The sequence below is a fragment of the Leptolyngbya sp. AN10 genome (assembly GCF_050565645.1).
Classification (GTDB): Bacteria; Cyanobacteriota; Cyanobacteriia; order Leptolyngbyales; family Leptolyngbyaceae; genus Leptolyngbya.
On record NZ_JBNXVP010000001.1, the window covers coordinates 509,027 to 526,100 of the forward strand.

Sequence of the window (17,074 nt, forward strand, 5' to 3'; positions counted from 1 at the left end):
CTAGGAAAAACAGCAGAGGCAATCGCTGGACGCTCCGTACCACGGCAACCAGCGCTACACAGGTACGTAACCGCGCTTTAGAAATCATCAAACCATGATCACTCATCTTTATCGACAGCGACGATATTCACTCCACGGAGTTTGGCGATCGTGGTACGAACCGTGCCCGATCATCCGCAGCAGTAACAAATTTTTCATCGTTCAATCGGTCGATTATCCAGAGACGCCGTTGTACGCGGGTGGAAAATTTCAGATCGATCGCCGCATCGAATCAACCGGAAAAGTCAATCATACTCGTCATGGCGAATGGTTCTTCTTAGAGCCACAAGCCGATGCTTTTCTATTCCCATCTCAAGACGTTTTAGCAATGCCTGATTACGCCACGGTCGAAGCGAACAAGCTCGGCTGGGACATTTCGGTTCCAGTCCATGAGTGGCATGAATGGCAGCGGCAATGCTGGTTGTATGCGACACTGCTGAAAGTGCCGTTGCGGACGGTGATCGATCGCTGGAAACACGGCGGCGAATCGGCGTTTAATGAAATGCTTGCCGAATTGCAAAAACAGCAGCGATCGCGGTTTCCCAATCAGTCGTCGTGATCAAGTTTAAACCGCGATCGCTGAATCAGAAAATCAGCTTGTAGTCGCGCAAAATGAATCGGGTTTTCCGTACCCCAAGTCGATTTGTCAAAGGCATAGAGGTTATGACAACCATTTCTGAAAAGCTAAGGGAAGAATTGGGATCGAACGGGCTAGAAGTTTCGCTAACTGATTGTGAACTTGCATTATTACAGTATGCAGGTAGTTTCTTGATTTCCAATCACATTGACGACCTGCGTGAAGAAGAAACGCGTGATTTATTTATCAGATTCGTGGCAAATCAGCGGTTCAACATAGTTCTGCCAAAAATTAAGTCTTGAGATACAAAAAATAGCACGATAGTTGATTGAGCAACTGCCAATACAAACTAAAAATTAGCTAACAATCATTCACGCAAATATGAGTAATCCGTCCCTTGATCAAAACGAAATCAAAATATTGAAAGCAATCGAACAGCGCCCCAGATCGATCGAAGATTTGGTGTACATTGTTAGAAATTCCACAGAGCAAGTTTCGAGTACGGTACAAAGTCTTTGGAAGCGTGGGTACATTGATTACATCAATACCAACCCTATTGCGATGTTATTTCCTCAACTCCGGAGACAACAACGCCAGTCCCATTCTCCTGAACCAGTGATTCCTTTAGGCTTGACTTCAGCAGGTTATTTTGCCCTCCATCCCATTATTACTCCCAGTCCCTCTTAGAGGGTGAAATGCTTTGCTTGTTCTCGCATTCGGTTTGATGGTGTTATCCAACGAACCGAATACCCCACGCTCCAGCAGTCCAATTACCCAGTAAACCAGCCAATCAATAAAGAATCATGGTCACACGAAGTTACATCTGTGATATCTGCAATGAAGGCTACGACAGTTACAAAGCTGCAACAGAGTGCGAAAGCCAGGGTATCTCTTCACCCAAATACCATTCTGGTCAGACTGTCTACCTTAGGCAGAGATACCCTAGAAACGAAGATCGCCCGTTTGTAACCCGTCAGATCGCAGGCATCAACGGGAGAAATTCTCATCAAGCTCAATACCGGCTCAACAGAATCGTACAAACTGGAAAAGATCTGTATGTTGGTTGTCCCAGTGTGTTTAACGACTCTCAAACAGATCGTTACGCGCTCGAATCTGATTTCTTTGCTCTAACCCCGCAGGAAATCCAAGACAAAGTGGATTTCGAGGAATGATGTCTAAACCGCTAATCTTATTAGGCGTGGAACTGATTCTCGCTGCCCTTGGTCTTCTAATCGATGCACAACTTTGGCGCAGACAAGGAGACCGTGAAACGCTCTGAGAACAGACTGAGAGATCTGAACGTTGTCGTGACGCTAGATGTCTGTAATGTCACAATCGTCGACTGGCAGCCACCCGCACCGTTTGAGAGGCAAGAAGTTGACCTTGTTAACCAAACCACTGAACTCATGCACCCCACTTTCTGAGCAAAACAGGTGGCAATTCCCCATCGTTCCGCAAGCATTGGTCAATTACTCTCAATACCAAGACCTTCCTGCCGTCTGGCAGGAAGCATATGCTCAACCTGAATAACAGCACCCACTATTAATAAGGGATTTCAATGAAAACACTAGAGACGCTCCCTGTCCAGGCAAACAATCTAACTCAACTCGTTGACGCATTAACTCAGTTGTCAAGCAAATCCTCAGAGTTCGAGATTTGGCAAAAACATCCGGAAATTACTCAATTCGAGGTCGCTGAAACCCAAGAATATGATGACAGCAGCTACTTCTGGGTAACTTCCCTCGAAAGCATTGAATTCGCATCTGAAGCTGACAAACGGCGAATCCTAGTCGCAGCGAAGATTTTAACGCAGTCAGAAGCTGATGCACTCGATGATCAGCCATACGACATTGACGACTGGTTGTTTGAGATCAATGATTACCTAGAAATCACTTCGCACATCTCCGAAAGCGGAACGTACAACAAACCCAAACATCTCAAAAGCTTACAAGGACAACTTGCAGTTGCAGTTCACCAAACCCTAGCGGATTATCTGCAGGGACAAGAGGTCTTTTTGGTGAAGGAACCTGTAGTCGAACACAACGATGAATATTATTATTCCAGTAGTGAAACAGTTGTCGGAGTTTATCACGATCGCCGCTCTGCCCAACAGCACCTCAAGGACCTCATGGAGGAGCAGATGGACTGGATTAAAGGTGCTGCTGAAGACATAACATGGACTGACCGAGATTTGGTTCAGCAACAGCTTGATCAACCTGGCTTCAAGCAAGTGGTCAAAAATGACGCAGGTGAATTCTTGCCCTCGATCGAAACCCTGCGGATTGGAGAAAGAGTCTCATGATTGGACTGTCGACCACTGCGATTGGAATGCGTCCGATGACAGCGGCGATCGAGATTTATCACAAACTCCAAGAGCCTTTGAGCTTAGAATACCTAGAGTTAGCCATTGGAACCTGCAACGACCTAACCAATATTCCGCCAGATGTTCCACTTGTGATTCACGATCGGGCACTCTATCAGGGCACGCAACGATTGCCTTTTTCGCTGATGAACCCCAACAGTTGGTGTGCATATCGGTCACTGACTCAGCAGAGATCGGTGCTTGCACTCTCAATCCATCCACCCCGACTGCACGAAGCTGAACAAGATGATCTCCGGACTGCCCGATCAAAGCTTGAAGACTACCTAGAAATTCCAGTGCTGATTGAAGTGATGCCGTCTTGTGAGTATCACAACTCCAAAAATTCGATCATTCCAGCAGTCCCACTACTGCTGGATGTGTCACATATCAATCTCTGGTACAAAGGCGATGTTGAAGCAGTCAAACATGCAGTAAAGCAATTGCTGCCCCACTCCGTAGGAATTCATCTTTCGCATAATAACGGAAAAGCAGATTCACACGAACTAATTCCACGAGAGATTTGGTTTAGTGAATTTATTGAGGACTGGGGACGCTCATTGTTTGTGACCTATGAATCACTACCGGAGCATTACCAACAGTTCGAACGGCTAGATAAACAAAAGCGTCATAAATCAACGAAGAATTGATAACCTGAAAAGCTTGCTAGTCGTAGAAGCGAAACGCGATGACCTTGACTATGGAGTGACCCAGTTGATTGCCGAGATGATCGAAGTCGATCAGTGGGATAGCGCCCCTAGTGTTGAAAATCAGCCGATTTTAGTTGGATCCGTCACCACCGGAATCTTCTGGCAGTTTGTGACGCTCGATCGCACAAATCGGCAGATCACCCAGGAACTCAACACATTTCGTGTTCCTGATGAACTCGATACAATCGTGACGTTGCTCATTCACGCACTCGGAGGCAAAAATGCGACTTGATCCTTTCCGCTCTTCACTCAGCAATAGACAACATTGGCACAGCTTCCACAACAGTTGGGCAGTGGCAACAGGTCGGAATCCATATACTAATTGACTGGAATGCGACGGATGAACGAACCGTAATTGATGATCGTGTGCTGGAGTAGCTCATGTCTTCATCTTGTGTAACTATCCCTAACGTTTCCAAGGGCTGTAAAAGCTTAGGATTTAATCAGTAGAGGCAAGTTTTCAACTCCTAATTCATCCCGGACCTTGGAGACGAGAAACAAAAGTTGACAGTAAACTCGATTTGCTCCAATTTTTAATTACACAACCCCATCCAGATCTTGCAGATTAGTCATTCTGATCGGCAATGCCCATGTAAAATCGCCGGAGTAGAACAATGCTCAATCTAAGTGTATTTGATGTCGATATTGACCTGGGATTTGCGACAAACGCCGCCGATCGAGTAAGACTTACTTTTCGTCGTCCACCAGACGTTGATGTTCGCAACACAATCTTGAAATTAAAAGCCGATTACGGATGGAAGATTGATGAAGGAGATCGTGAGGATCCTATTCAATACAAAATAATTGGCGACTTTAGCATTAACTGTATTGGTGCTGTTAGCGATGAAGTTGGCAACAAACTGGGTGAACTTCTAGCCGAAGAACATGGGTTAAAAGTCCGATTCTGTCAGTTCGTGCGGATTACACCTGGAAGAAGTAAATGGACACAAGGAGTGGATAAATTGTCACTGCTATAAGTTACGACGGGGATTGTAAATTAGTTTGTGTGAAGCTGAACTCAATGGTGTTATCCACAGTACGTGAACAGAGATGACCACTCACAGTGAGAAGACTGTGTTTTGCTGAATGGTCCTAAATCATGCAGCCATCGTTCACGTTTCCAGCAGATCAACCAGATCCTAAAAAGGTACGCTGTCCTGTAGTACAGGACAGCGTCGAAACCTAACCGGGTCAACGAAGATCAATCAGCAACAATCTCAAGGACTCTCGCTCGAACTAAACGAAGCAGAAAAGATACGCTGTGAGATTCCCCCACCGGGAAGCCGTTCTACCTCGGTTACGGTCTGCGGCTGACCGGTTACTTTGGATTCTTGCAGCAAAGCATCTAATCTTGATGCTGTTTCACCGTCGAACACGCTCAAGCCACTCACATCACCAAAATTAAGTTCCTGAAACAAGTCATTGTTCAACGGTAAGCCAAACGAGGAATTAACTTCCGAACCTTCTGGGTTTGACGAAACAAAACCATGCATACGAACATTTCTCCAAAACTAAAGTTGGGCAATCAACAGCAGTCAGCCAATGGAAAACGATAAACGATTCCAAAGTTTGTTGACTCTTTTTCCAAATTCAGGCTGAAATCTGAGCAGGATATATGAATCTTTTGGGCTTTCCTGCTGTCTGAGTCCATTATAAAAGAAGATTTTGAAACTGCAACTGCAACGGCTGCAACTCAAAGCTATCTTTCCGTCAAGCCCGCACCAGTATTGAGAAAAATCAAGTTTACATTGCTCTAAATCAAAAAGATATACGCCTTTTTAGACCATTGTTAAGAGTGTATGGTTGTTGCTTTGTAAGGGCGTATGGAAGTAAAAAATGCTTCTATGAGCATGAATTAAACACGCTTGAGCGAATGAGTAGGCTGCTGCTTGTTTTGCTTTGATTGCAGCTTGTATGTTCAAGTGCGCTAATTGAGTTTTTTCATCAGCCTGGGTGATGAGTGCCTGTCCCAGGTTGAAATGTCCTACCAGTTCAAAAAGTTGCTCACTCGATTCGCTGTAATTAGCGTAGAGGAGTTTACCAATTTGGAGATGCACAGATTGTTTTTCGCGATCGTCAATCAGGGCATAAGCGGCTTGTTGTACACGGTCGTGGAGAAACTTATAGCGATCGCTGACTAAAATTGGCTCTGTCGTATCGCTCTGAACAATTTCTAACGCAGAAAGTGGAACAATTAAGCCTTGTTGAACTGCGATCGATAAAGCTTGTGCGGTTGTTTCAAGTGTTGAAGGTTGCAATACGATCGACAACGTTTTCAGGTCAAAGCGATTCCCGATGCAGGCAGCAAATTGAATCACTTGCTGTGTTGCATCAGGTAGCTTTCTTAAACGATCCACCAGCAATTCAACAACATTATCCGTACTGTTGAGCGTTTCAATTTCTTTTAGGTTCCATTGCCAGGAATTTTTGTAAAAGTCGAACCGCAGTAGCTCATCCTGATACAGCGTTTTGAGAAATTCATTGATAAAAAAGGGATTCCCGTTCGTTTTTCGCATGAGCAGATCAACGAACGGACTTACTTCATGCGTTCTCAGAGTATCCGAAATCAATTGAGTGACATGAGCCGATGAGAGCGGTTTCAGCGTTACTTGGTAAATTGGAAATGCTTGAAATTGCAAGCCTTCTAGAAGAAGAGTTAAGGGATGTGTTGCATTGACTTCGTTATCTCGAAAAGCTCCGATTAGAAACAAATGATGAGTTTGTGAGTCTGTTAGCAATAGCTTAATGAGACGAAGAGTAGCAGAATCCGCCCACTGCAAATCATCCAGGAAAATGACTAGAGGATGCTCTGGTTGACAAAATACACGAATGAAGTTTTGAAACACGCGATTAAATCGATTTTGTGCTTCAGTAGGATTTAATGCGGCAATTTCAGGTTGTTTGCCGATAATTTGTTCTAGTTCTGGAATGACATCAACAATGACCTGCCCGTTTGAACCGAGCGCGATCGCTAGTTCTTCTTGCCATTGACGAAGTTGCAATTCGCTTTCCGTCAGAAGTTGCTGTACCAGTGATCCAAATGCACTCGCGATCGCGGAGTAAGGAACATTGCGCTGAAGTTGATCAAACTTTCCAGCAATAAAATATCCTCGTCGCTGCACAATTGGCTTATAAACCTCTTGCACCAAAGACGATTTGCCAATTCCTGAATAGCCACTCACTAGCAAAAACTCGCTGAATCCCGATTGAGCAACTCGATCGAAAGCAGTCAGCAGTTGAGCGACTTCCGTTTCTCGTCCATACAATTTTTCGGGAATAGATAAGCGATCACAGAAGTCTTGTTGACCTAAAAGAAATGCCTCAATTGTATTGTGAAGTTGGAATTGTTGCTGGCAAACCTCAAGATCATGCAGTAATCCCGTTGCACTTTGATAGCGATCTTCTGCCATTTTCGCCATCAACTTCATCACGATATTTGATAAAGGTACTGGAATCGCTGAATTAAGTTCTGCTGGCGAGATCGGTTGCTTTGCGAGATGACAATGAACAAGCTCTAACGGATCATTACTAATAAAAGGAAGTTGCTGGGTTAGCAGTTGATAGAAGGTGACTCCGAGCGAGTAGAAATCGCTGCGATAGTCAATGCCTCGATTCATTCGCCCGGTTTGCTCTGGCGATAGATAAGGCAAGGTTCCCTCTAATCCATTGGGACTAATGAGCGCTTGATTTTCCTTCGGTAGAATAGACGCGATACTAAAGTCAGTAATTTTAATCTGTCCAGTCGTTGAATTGATCAGCAGATTTGCAGGTTTGAGATCTTTGTGAATAATGCGATTTCGGTGCAGTTCTCCGAGAATTTGAGTCGTTTGAATTGCGATCGACAAAAAATCTTTCAAGCTAAGAGAATGCGTTTTGCAATAATCCCTCAGAGAAATCGCCCCAAAATCTTCTAAAACTAATGCCCATTGATTTTCATAGTTCTCCAAACTATACGGACGAACAATTCCCAGAATGCCAAGATGATTCGCCAAACTGTATTGCTTCCGAAACACAGCAATCTCTCTTGGCGTTGGGTACTGATTTTTGAGTGCCTTAATCACTACTGGTTTTTGATCATTCGATCGAACTCCCCGGTAAACCATCGTTTTGGAGCTTTCGTAGATTTTCTCAACAATTTCATACCCAGGAAGCATAACCATAGGACTTGCAGAGCTTTTGTTACTTCTCTTAAGTTTCCCTGTAACCTGTTATGAACAACAATTGCTGCCCCAAAGCAAGTAAAAATCCGAAACTGTTCAGAAAAATAAGCAACAGTGTTTATGGAATGGCTCCGTAAGTGACTCCTAATTGCTTCAACCACTTGCGATAACCCAAAGAAGCACGATCGCTAGGCAGATGAAATTCTGCTTGTAGATCGAGCGGCAATCGCTTTGGATGATGAGATTCTAAATTATCCACATCTTGAAGAATCACTTTATCCTGAAATGCCACCATGACCTCTTCAGGAATGTCATGGGCATAGTTCAGGGTTCCCCACATCCAGCCGATACACTCCTCCTCAGAAACCGGAGTAACACAGTAAAGTAACACCATCTTTTGTCCGCTTGCTCTTTGCTTGCGAAGTGCCACCGTTAAAGGTCGAATTGTCCAATAATCATAAGCGGCAACGCCACCTCGTCCCGTTCCATCGGGGTCAGGCTGCCAGATCTTGATATCTTTCATGTAGATGCCTGTGTCGATCGAAGTCACTTCATAGTCTTCGATCACCGCTTTGTCAGGTTCTCCTAAAATTCCAGCATGAACAAAAGGCAGATGTGCGACATCTAAAAAATTCTCGATCGCACGTAATCCACTACAGCGGCAGTAATGACCACCACTCAGATAGGTTCGATAGCTCGGATCATCCCATTCTGGAAAAGGTGGGATCGGTTGCGATGGACTGCCGAGCGACACAAACACAACACCATATCGTTCTTCAACAGCAAACGATTTTACACAGGCTTGCTTTGGTGGGGTGTAATTAGGATGAGCGGGGACTTTCACACATTGCCCCTCTGGATTGTAAGCTAACCCGTGGTAAGGACAAACTAAGGTATTTTCAAAGATTTTCCCTCCCGAAAGTTTTACACTGCGATGAGGACAGCGATCTTCCCATGCAATTACATTAGTATTTTCTCCTTGCCAAAGTACTATATCGGTGTCTAACAACCGTGATCGTAGAATAGTTCCAGGTTTGAGATCACTCGATCGTGCGATCGGATGCCAGTCGTTCCAAAGAATTGGATCAATCATCGGTTTCACTCCAGAAGCGTCTATCAGCGGTCTTCTTTAACGTAAGGAATGCCTAACGATGCAGGCGTTTCACTCCGACCTGTTCCCCGTAATAGTGCCATAAGCGTCAACACATAGGGAAGCATGAGCAGGAATTCATAGGGGAAATCTTTTGATCCCAAGGCTTGAATCCGATATTGCAACGCATCAGCAACTCCAAACAACAAGGCGCCGAAAAGTGCCCAGACAGGTTGCCAACGCGAGAAAAATACAAGTGCGATCGCAATCCAACCCCGACCCGCCATGATTCCCTCAGTGAATAGTCTGAGTTGAACAACGGTCAAGACTGCACCCCCCAAACCTGCTAAGGCAGAACCCGCAATCACGGCAAGGTAACGAATGCGATCGACATTCAATCCTGAAGTTTCGGCTGCCGCTGGATTCTCGCCTACTGCTCTCAGAGAAAGCCCTGCATTGGTGCGAAACAAGAAGAACCAGCAAACATACACTAAGAGTGCTGTGAGGTAAACGATCGCGGTTTGATTAAACAAAATCTCACCGATGATCGGGAAGTTCGAGAGTCTTGGAATTGCCCAAGTTTCTAGTCCTTGTACTCGTGTTCCAGAGAGTCCAATCCGCGATCGAAATAGATAAGCCGTCAATCCTTGCCCAAATAAAACCAGCGTCACTCCTGTCACAACCTGGTCAGTCTTTAAGCTTACGGTTAACACTGCCATCAGCAAACCCATCAGCGCCCCACCGAACAATCCGGCAGCAAGCCCACTCCATGCCGCAAGACTCGCATTTCCTGTCGCTTGTTCAAGGCTGGCAGCGACGGCAAAACCCGCTAGTCCACCGATCAGCATCACGCCTTCTAAACCGAGATTCATCACGCCCGATCGCTCTGCGATGATCTCTCCTAATACGGCTAGCAGCACTGGAATGGCTAATCGAATTCCTGCCGTTAGCAATGCGATCACAAAACTCCAGGTTAGAACTTGTTCCCAGGGCATGACTACCTCACTTACGATCGACGATTTGCCAATGCAGAACCCGCTAGTACAAATAGCACCACCAGCGCTTGAATCACTTGAGCAGCAGAAGCGGGAATCTGTAACATCACATTTAGCGACTGTGCCCCAACCATCAAAGCTGAAAATAAAATCGCGGCAATCAAAACCCCGATCGGATGAAGTTGACCGAGCAGCGCAACTAAGATGCCACTAAATCCATAGCTATCTGAGATCTCACCTTTCAACCGGGTATAGGTATAACTCACTTCGATGATGCCAGCCAGTCCAGCCAATCCACCGCTCATCATTAATGCCAGCAAAATACTCCGACTCGTATTGATACCCACACTTCGAGCCACACTCAGCCGCGATCCAACAACCCGAAGATGAAAGCCGATCGATGTATGCCACAGCAAAAGATAGACTCCAACAACGAGCAACAGTGCGAGCGCCATACCCCAATGCAATCGAGTTCCGAACAAAACGGGAATCTGAGCATTACTGCTAAATTGTGCGGATTCCGGTAAAAATCCATCGGGCTGTCTTAGCGGAACTCGCGCTGCATACTGAACCATGAGAATGCTGATATAGTTCAGCATCAAGGTGCAAATGATCAAATTCATGCCGCGCAGAAGATGAAGCAATCCAGCGATCGCACTCCACAATGCGCCACCAAAAACACCAGCGATTAACATCAATGGAATCAACAATCCCGTAGACAGATTGGGAAAAGTCAGCGCTACAAGACTGCCACACAAAGCACCGATATAGTATTGTCCTTCGGCTCCAATGTTCCAAACTCGACAGCGAAATGTGATCGTCATTCCCAATCCGATGATGAGGAGTGGCGTAGCTTTCAAAAGTGTCTCAGTCCACTGCCGCGTTCCTCCAAATGCACCCATGAACATCACTTGACAAGCCTGCACTGGATTTGCTCCACTCAATTGCAGCAGAACTCCACCCAGCAACAGAGCCAGCACTGCACCCAGGATCGGAGCGAGAAACTTCAGTCGTAGCCAAATCGAGGACTGTGAAAGCGCAGAACTAGGATTCAGCAAAGTTCCCTCCTTTCTTTCCTGCCATTAATAAACCTAAATCGTGTAAGTTAACATTCTTGTCATCGATTACAGCAATGATTTCTCCTTCGTACAAAACAGCAATGCGATCGCTGAGTTTCAAAATCTCATCGAGTTCGGTTGAAATCAGTAATACCGCAACGCCTGCCTCTCGTCGTGCAAGAAGCTGTGCATGAACAAACTCAGTCGCTCCGATATCCAGTCCTCGTGTCGGTTGGGCAGCGAGTAGCACTTGATGATCGCGACTCAGTTCACGCGCAAACACAACTTTCTGAGCATTGCCCCCTGAGAGCTTTCCAACCTGCATCTTGACCGAAGACGCTCGAATCAAAAAACGCTGAACCAGATCAGTGGCATAGTTGAAAATGAGTCTCCAATGCAACAATCCTTTCTGTTGAAAGGAGGGAGATTGAACATCTTTCAGCACTAAATTTTCTGCGATCGAGAAATCGGTTAACAATCCCATCGAATAGCGATCGCTAGGAATATGCGCAAGATTGCCGCTCATCCAAATTTCTCCTTGTTTGAGCAATCGCAGTCCGATGATCGCTTCTTCAAGTTCGCGCTGACCATTCCCATCAACGCCAACTATTCCCACGATTTCACCTTGCTCAATCGCAAGATCAATTCCCTTCAGTGCCGGAAAACCGCGATCGCTCATCACCCAAAGGTTCTTTAAAGCAAGTCCGGGCGTAGAACTGGTTGATCTCGGAAGTTTTTGCGTTGAATTAATGTCTCGACCGACCATCAGTTGCGCGAGTTGATGTTCAGTACAGTCTTGAGTTGCTATCGTTGCCACCGCTTGTCCGTCTCGCAAAACAGTCACGCGCTCGCACACTGCCATCACTTCATTCAACTTATGCGAAATAAAAACAATAGAAGTTCCTTGAGCCGCCAGATTCCGCAGGATCACCATCAAATCTTGGGCTTCTTGGGGAGTTAAAACCGCTGTTGGCTCATCGAAAATGAGAATGTTCGCCTCCCGGTAAAGGGCTTTCAGAATCTCAACTCGTTGTTGTTCTCCAACGGAGAGTTGCCAAATCTGAGCAGGGGGATTCACCTTCAATCCGTAGTCATCTGCGAGTCGTTGCAATCGAGGATAGAGTTGCTTGGCGGACTCTTGAAGAACGCTAGAAGATTGCCCCAGCACAATGTTTTCTGCCACAGTAAACGATTCAACCAGCTTAAAATGTTGGTGAACCATGCCGATTCCACAAGCGATCGCATCTCTAGCAGAGTGAAATTTTACAGGCTTTCCCTGCACTCGAATTTCTCCCTGATCTGGCTCGAACAGTCCACAGAGAATATTCATTAAAGTCGTTTTTCCAGCCCCATTTTCACCCAGCAACGCATGAATCTCTCCCGTTCTCACCCGAAAGTCGATCGCATCGTTGGCAATCACGCCCCCAAATCGTTTCGTGATGCCAATCATGTCGATCGCTAGACTATCGTGTGAATCCGAGCTAGAACGCATCATCACATCCCAATACAATTCATTCGCAAAAAATCAATTCGGAACAGACGACCGTTCATCTAAATTGATCCTCAGTTTACTTCGGAACAAACGGAACTTTCAGTTCTCCAGAAGCAATTTTGGCGCGAGTGTCTTCGATCGATTTAAGCTGCTCCGGTGTGAGCTTATCTTTGAATGCCGATGGAATCTCTACACCAACGACCCCTTCTGCAACGCCCATTTTGTAAAACTGATTCATGAACTGTTTGGATCTACTATCCTCAATCATCTTGGTAAATAACGGTTCCATATTCCAAACCAGATTCGAGGCGACGACTTTAGGATCGATCGACGACATATCTCCAACGTAGCCCGTGACAAATCCACCCTTCGTTTTTGCCGCCTCAATTTGACCTAAAGTGGGTCCCTGTCCACAGCCAATCCAGAAATCAACTCCGGTTTCTGCTTGAGACAGTGCTGCTTCTTTTGCTTTCGCCACATCATCCCAATTGCCCACTGCCGCATCGGTCAAGGTCGCATCAGGACGCACTGTCTTTGCACCTGCCAGCATTGCCTCTCCCATCGAGTGACAGACGGGAATATCAAAGCCATATAAGGCTCCGAGCTTTCCAGTTTTCGAGAGCTTGCCGCCGATTAATCCGACCAAATAAGCACCCTGATAGAATGGCTGATCATAGTCCGCGACATTTACTCCAGTCTTGTTAATTCCGCCTGCCCAAGCAAAATTAATGTTCGGAAATTCTTTTGCCACTTTAAAGACAGCATCACCATAGTTAAACGAATGTGCCACGATCGGACTATAACCCGCTTCTGCATACTGCCGCAGCACCCGTTCAACATCGGCGGGAGAGATAGACTCCGACACCACGGTATCGACCCCCTTAGCTTTAAGCGCTTGGGCAGCTTCGTAAGCTTTTTGATTCCAAGATTTATCTGTAGGCGGACCATTCATAATCAGCGCAAATCGACCTGCTATCCCTTCATTAGAAGCGGTTGAAGCTGGACTGACAGTTGTGCTGGTTGATTGAGAGGTTGTGGATGCAGAATTACAGCCAGACAGCGACAGGAATGGAACGGTCAGCAGCACAAGGGATTGCTGAATGACTTGGAGAGATTGCTTTGAAGTCATAAACATTGGAAGCAGGGGCTGAAGTCAAACGATTTTGCCGAAAGGCTGATTTATTATTCCCTGTGAATCAGCGTTTGTAAAGCTTGTGGTGAGCGACAAACTTGATTTGTGCTTCAAGTTGCTTTACTGTTGTGCCCACGAGATACACAACCAGTACATTAAGAGGACTCAGAACCCTTGTCTGGTATGCGGTTGACAAAGCCAATTAACCTGGGCGACACGCCAAAAATCTGTACAGAAATCTGGAGTGTGTTGGATCGGGCTGCATTTCGTTTCAAACGTTCTGCCCAAGCAAGTCGTCGATGAGCGCGTTGACTGCGAGTCAGGTAAGAGATCGCGGGTTCGATAGTTTGAATTGCTGAATTGCTCTGTTCAATCCGAGATTGGTGTCGCCTCAGGTGTTGGCGAATCTCTCGCGCAGTTGAGTCGCTGGAATGTCTGTCCAAATCAAAGCTTGAGTCCCCTGTACAGTCTGCGTCGGAGCTTGAGCAATAATTGTAATCTCAGGTTCCAATGCAACCGTCGGAACCGGAGGCAGCTTTGTTCACATCACAGAAATTTGTCTGCCATTGGTGTTCTTGGAATCATTGGACAGACAATGTTGCTTTACGGGACAGCTCGCACAAATGCGCGGATTCATACTAAACAGCATTTGCATATCGCCCCGGCGTGTATAGCGAATTTCACGGCGGTACATACGATGCCCAGCGGGACATTCCACAGATTCATCATCCGGGATTTTGAAGTCTTTGCCTGCATACTTGTGACGACTCAAAGCAGGTGAACAATCACAATCTGAAGAGCGAAGATGTCGAATCAGGGTGTAGCCATCATATTCGGGCATTCCGATACCACTAATGACCAGATCAGGTTGGTAGTGTTGTAACGCTTCTAGGGCTGCGATCGCGGATTCTGCCTCAATCACCTCTGCGCCTGCTTGTCTCAATGCAACACTGACAAAGGTTAGCATCGTTGGATCATTGTCGATCGCTAAAATTTTTAATCCAATTAGTGGCTCTGCTTCCAGCGGTCTGCTTGCTTGAGGCAGGTGGTCAGGCAGTTGATTCTCTGTCAGTAACACTGGCAATCGCACCCTAAACGTTGCACCTTGCCCTTCTCCCTCACTGTCTACCCAAACCCGCCCATTGTGCGTCAGCACAATGGTTCCTTCAGGGCTGAAAGCCCAAGTGAACTCATTCCAGCAAGAAATTGTCGTTGTCCTGATTTGATGGATTTCGATGATGTTCTAAATACTCTTGCACTAACTCCTCCGTTAAGTTCCCAGTACTCCAAGCTCCGTACCCAATCGCCCAAAAATGCTTCCCCCAATACCGCTTCTCCAATTCTGGATATTCCTGCTGTAGCAATCGTGACGTGCGACCCTTGATCCGCCTCACGAGATCACTAATAGATTTTGAGGGTGGATACTCAATGTGCATATGCACATGATCCTTACTCACCACACCCTTGAGGATCTTTACATCTTCAGCATCACAAATCTGGATAATCAATTCTCGACACCGTTTCTGAATCTCGCCTTTGAGAACTGGATATCGATACTTTGTCACCCAGACCAGATGCACTGTCAATCGGGTTACCGTATGGCTGCCTCGGCGTTGGTCACTCATGATAGTTTTTCTCTCAAACCTATCACGTTCGCCTATTTCAGCCATCGGGAGGTGTGTAGCAACTAAAGTCTCCCACTGAAGGATACTGTTGGCGAATTATGAGATCGCAGGATTAAGTGCTGCGAATCGAGAGGTGCGGGTTTGCGCTTTCGGGATTCCAGTCCACCAATACCAGAGGCGAACAACGTTCATGGCAGTCGCCGTAGCAACCTCCTGTAAGTGAGTTTTCGCCAGTCCAATATAGCGAGAGCGACGTAAGTCAAAGGCACGAGTCCCCTGAGAGATCGTGCCCTCTAGCCCTGCTCGTCGCGCATACTGCTTCTGGAACTCCAGCATGGTTTGGGCTTGCCGAGCGGCTTGCAACGCCTCGTGCTGAGCTTGAGGCAGCAAGTTGAGGGCGCGCCCCTGCCGCGATTTGGTGGTTGTACACTCAGCTCGAGTGGGACAATCCTGACAGTGTTGGTAGCTAAAGCGGACGCTGGTAGTCCTAAACAGGTAAGGATGCATTGTAGTGATGAATGAAGTACCAGATCGCTCCAATGTGATTGTCCACCTTCTTGGAGAAGGACAAGGTTTTTCGCACCAACCGAGAGATTCTTTGACGCAGGGTGCAGTTGAGTCGTTCAATCCGGTTAGTCAAACCACTCTCCTTGCCAACCGCCCGATGCCGTTTACTGGGTAAGACTGCTGCATAAGCTGCCCAGAAGTCGGTATAGCAGATGGCACATTGTCGGTAGACGGGAGGCAAAGATTGCCACAAGGCTGTGGCTCCCGCTTCTGAACGGTTTCCGATATGCACCCCCACAATTTCCCGTGTCTTTGCATCTATCGCTAACCACACCCACTGCTTGTTTCCTTTGTGGTCAACGAACGACCACAACTCGTCGCACTGGATCGTTAATCGCCCCTTTTTTTCGCGCTCACGCTCACCCGTCGTGACACAGCAGCATATTTGGCGTTCACGTAGCGTTGCAGCCATAGCTCAGAAACCCCGGTGACTCGCGCAATTCCTGCCAATGACAACCGCTCTAACAGCAACTTATCAATCAAGTCTTTAGTCGCCTAGTCAATCAGTTTGTTCTGCGGGTCTTGCACGAACTGTCGTCCACAGTCCCGACAGCGATAGTTTTGTTTGCCGTTATGGATTCTGCCATTTTTGACCGTGTGTTTTGACTCGCAACTTGGACAAGAAAGCATGACTGCGACACCAGGAGAATCTAAACATCAGCTTTCATTTTATCCTTACCTGTTTAGGACTACCCCGATTTAGTCTGGAACATTGGTATGGTTTTGCTAAACAGCGATTATATTTGACCCATCCACAGTTCACCTCGGTGCAGGCGATCGACCGCTGGAGTGCCCTGATGCCGTTGCTCAGTTGGCAGTTGTGGTGGGCCCGAGCCGAGGGTGTTGACCAACCCTTGCCCTGGCAATCGCCCTAGGACAACTTAGCTCCAGGGCGCGTCGCTCAAGCCTTCGCTAGTATTTTGGCGGTCATTGGCACTCCGGCTCCTGCCCCCAAACCCCGTGGAAAGTCTCCAGGACGAACCCAGGGTGAGCGACCGACTCCGCGTCCTCGCTATCCAATGGTCAAAAAACGAACCTCTAAACGCAAATCATCCGAGCTATCCCCGAGTTGTTCTGAGCCAGGGGTCGCTTAACTTCCAGCTTGTTGCACGCAATGCATCCGATTCAATCGCAAATCAGCGGGTAACTACTCAGGTTAAAAGATCGTAAGGAATTGTAGGCAAGTACGCAAATAACAGTAAGGTTCAAACTATTCAAAGTTGTCGTGAGGGCATCCTCTTGAGCGACCCTACTCCTAAAAATCTGGCAA

Annotated in this window: 16 protein-coding genes and 1 pseudogene; 6 read left to right on the top strand and 11 right to left on the bottom strand. The window is 46.7% G+C overall.

The features are described from left to right. The first annotated feature begins 94 nt into the window (after positions 1–94). From ACQ4M5_RS02770 to ACQ4M5_RS02795, 6 genes are all read left to right on the top strand, one after another. Complete coding sequence (locus ACQ4M5_RS02770; protein WP_430674072.1) at positions 95–598, top strand: hypothetical protein; 504 nt, start codon at positions 95–97, stop codon at positions 596–598. A gap of 399 nt (positions 599–997) precedes the next feature. Beyond that, entirely contained in the window at positions 998–1,303 is a 306-nt protein-coding gene (locus ACQ4M5_RS02775; RefSeq protein WP_430674073.1) for a hypothetical protein, read from the top strand. Positions 1,304–2,174: 871 nt separating this feature from the next. After that, entirely contained in the window at positions 2,175–2,918 is a 744-nt protein-coding gene (locus ACQ4M5_RS02780; RefSeq protein ID WP_430674074.1) for a hypothetical protein, read from the top strand. Further along, a complete protein-coding gene (locus ACQ4M5_RS02785; protein ID WP_430674075.1) occupies positions 2,915–3,625 on the top strand; it encodes a hypothetical protein in 711 nt (236 codons plus the stop codon). Before ACQ4M5_RS02780 ends, ACQ4M5_RS02785 begins: the two co-directional genes overlap by 4 nt. Before the next feature lie 13 nt (positions 3,626–3,638). Further along, positions 3,639–3,917 (top strand): hypothetical protein, encoded by a 279-nt coding sequence (locus ACQ4M5_RS02790; protein WP_430674076.1) that lies wholly within the window; start codon positions 3,639–3,641, stop codon positions 3,915–3,917. 382 nt (positions 3,918–4,299) lie between these two features. Beyond that, positions 4,300–4,662 (top strand): hypothetical protein, encoded by a 363-nt coding sequence (locus ACQ4M5_RS02795; protein ID WP_430674077.1) that lies wholly within the window; start codon positions 4,300–4,302, stop codon positions 4,660–4,662. Between the two features lie 240 nt (positions 4,663–4,902). On the opposite strand, the gene ACQ4M5_RS02800 is transcribed toward ACQ4M5_RS02795, so the two are convergent. From ACQ4M5_RS02800 to ACQ4M5_RS02850, 11 genes and pseudogenes are all read right to left on the bottom strand, one after another. Beyond that, a complete protein-coding gene (locus tag ACQ4M5_RS02800) occupies positions 4,903–5,178 on the bottom strand; it encodes a hypothetical protein (RefSeq protein ID WP_430674078.1) in 276 nt (91 codons plus the stop codon). Positions 5,179–5,463: 285 nt separating this feature from the next. Further along, a complete protein-coding gene (locus ACQ4M5_RS02805) occupies positions 5,464–7,845 on the bottom strand; it encodes an ATP-binding protein (RefSeq protein ID WP_430674079.1) in 2,382 nt (793 codons plus the stop codon). A gap of 118 nt (positions 7,846–7,963) precedes the next feature. Beyond that, positions 7,964–8,938, bottom strand: coding sequence for an aromatic ring-hydroxylating oxygenase subunit alpha (locus tag ACQ4M5_RS02810; protein ID WP_086371082.1), 975 nt, complete (start codon positions 8,936–8,938; stop codon positions 7,964–7,966). 23 nt (positions 8,939–8,961) lie between these two features. Next, positions 8,962–9,930, bottom strand: coding sequence for an ABC transporter permease (locus ACQ4M5_RS02815; RefSeq protein WP_086371083.1), 969 nt, complete (start codon positions 9,928–9,930; stop codon positions 8,962–8,964). Positions 9,931–9,941: 11 nt separating this feature from the next. Next, entirely contained in the window at positions 9,942–10,988 is a 1,047-nt protein-coding gene (locus ACQ4M5_RS02820) for an ABC transporter permease (RefSeq protein WP_017291656.1), read from the bottom strand. After that, positions 10,975–12,483, bottom strand: a complete 1,509-nt coding sequence (locus ACQ4M5_RS02825; protein ID WP_430674080.1) for an ABC transporter ATP-binding protein — start codon at positions 12,481–12,483, stop codon at positions 10,975–10,977. Before ACQ4M5_RS02825 ends, ACQ4M5_RS02820 begins: the two co-directional genes overlap by 14 nt. 73 nt (positions 12,484–12,556) lie before the next feature. Then, positions 12,557–13,615: a BMP family protein gene (locus ACQ4M5_RS02830; RefSeq protein ID WP_430674081.1), complete on the bottom strand. Its 1,059-nt coding sequence runs from the start codon at positions 13,613–13,615 to the stop codon at positions 12,557–12,559. Between the two features lie 538 nt (positions 13,616–14,153). Further along, entirely contained in the window at positions 14,154–14,768 is a 615-nt protein-coding gene (locus ACQ4M5_RS02835) for a response regulator (protein WP_017291905.1), read from the bottom strand. Positions 14,769–14,802: 34 nt separating this feature from the next. Continuing rightward, complete coding sequence (gene tnpA, locus ACQ4M5_RS02840; protein ID WP_017291904.1) at positions 14,803–15,237, bottom strand: IS200/IS605 family transposase; 435 nt, start codon at positions 15,235–15,237, stop codon at positions 14,803–14,805. Between the two features lie 96 nt (positions 15,238–15,333). Beyond that, entirely contained in the window at positions 15,334–15,744 is a 411-nt protein-coding gene (locus ACQ4M5_RS02845; protein WP_017291903.1) for a transposase, read from the bottom strand. Continuing rightward, positions 15,725–16,434, bottom strand: a pseudogene (locus tag ACQ4M5_RS02850) (IS1 family transposase). The gene ACQ4M5_RS02845 and the pseudogene ACQ4M5_RS02850 overlap by 20 nt, the downstream one beginning before the upstream one ends. Positions 16,435–17,074: the final 640 nt, after the last annotated feature.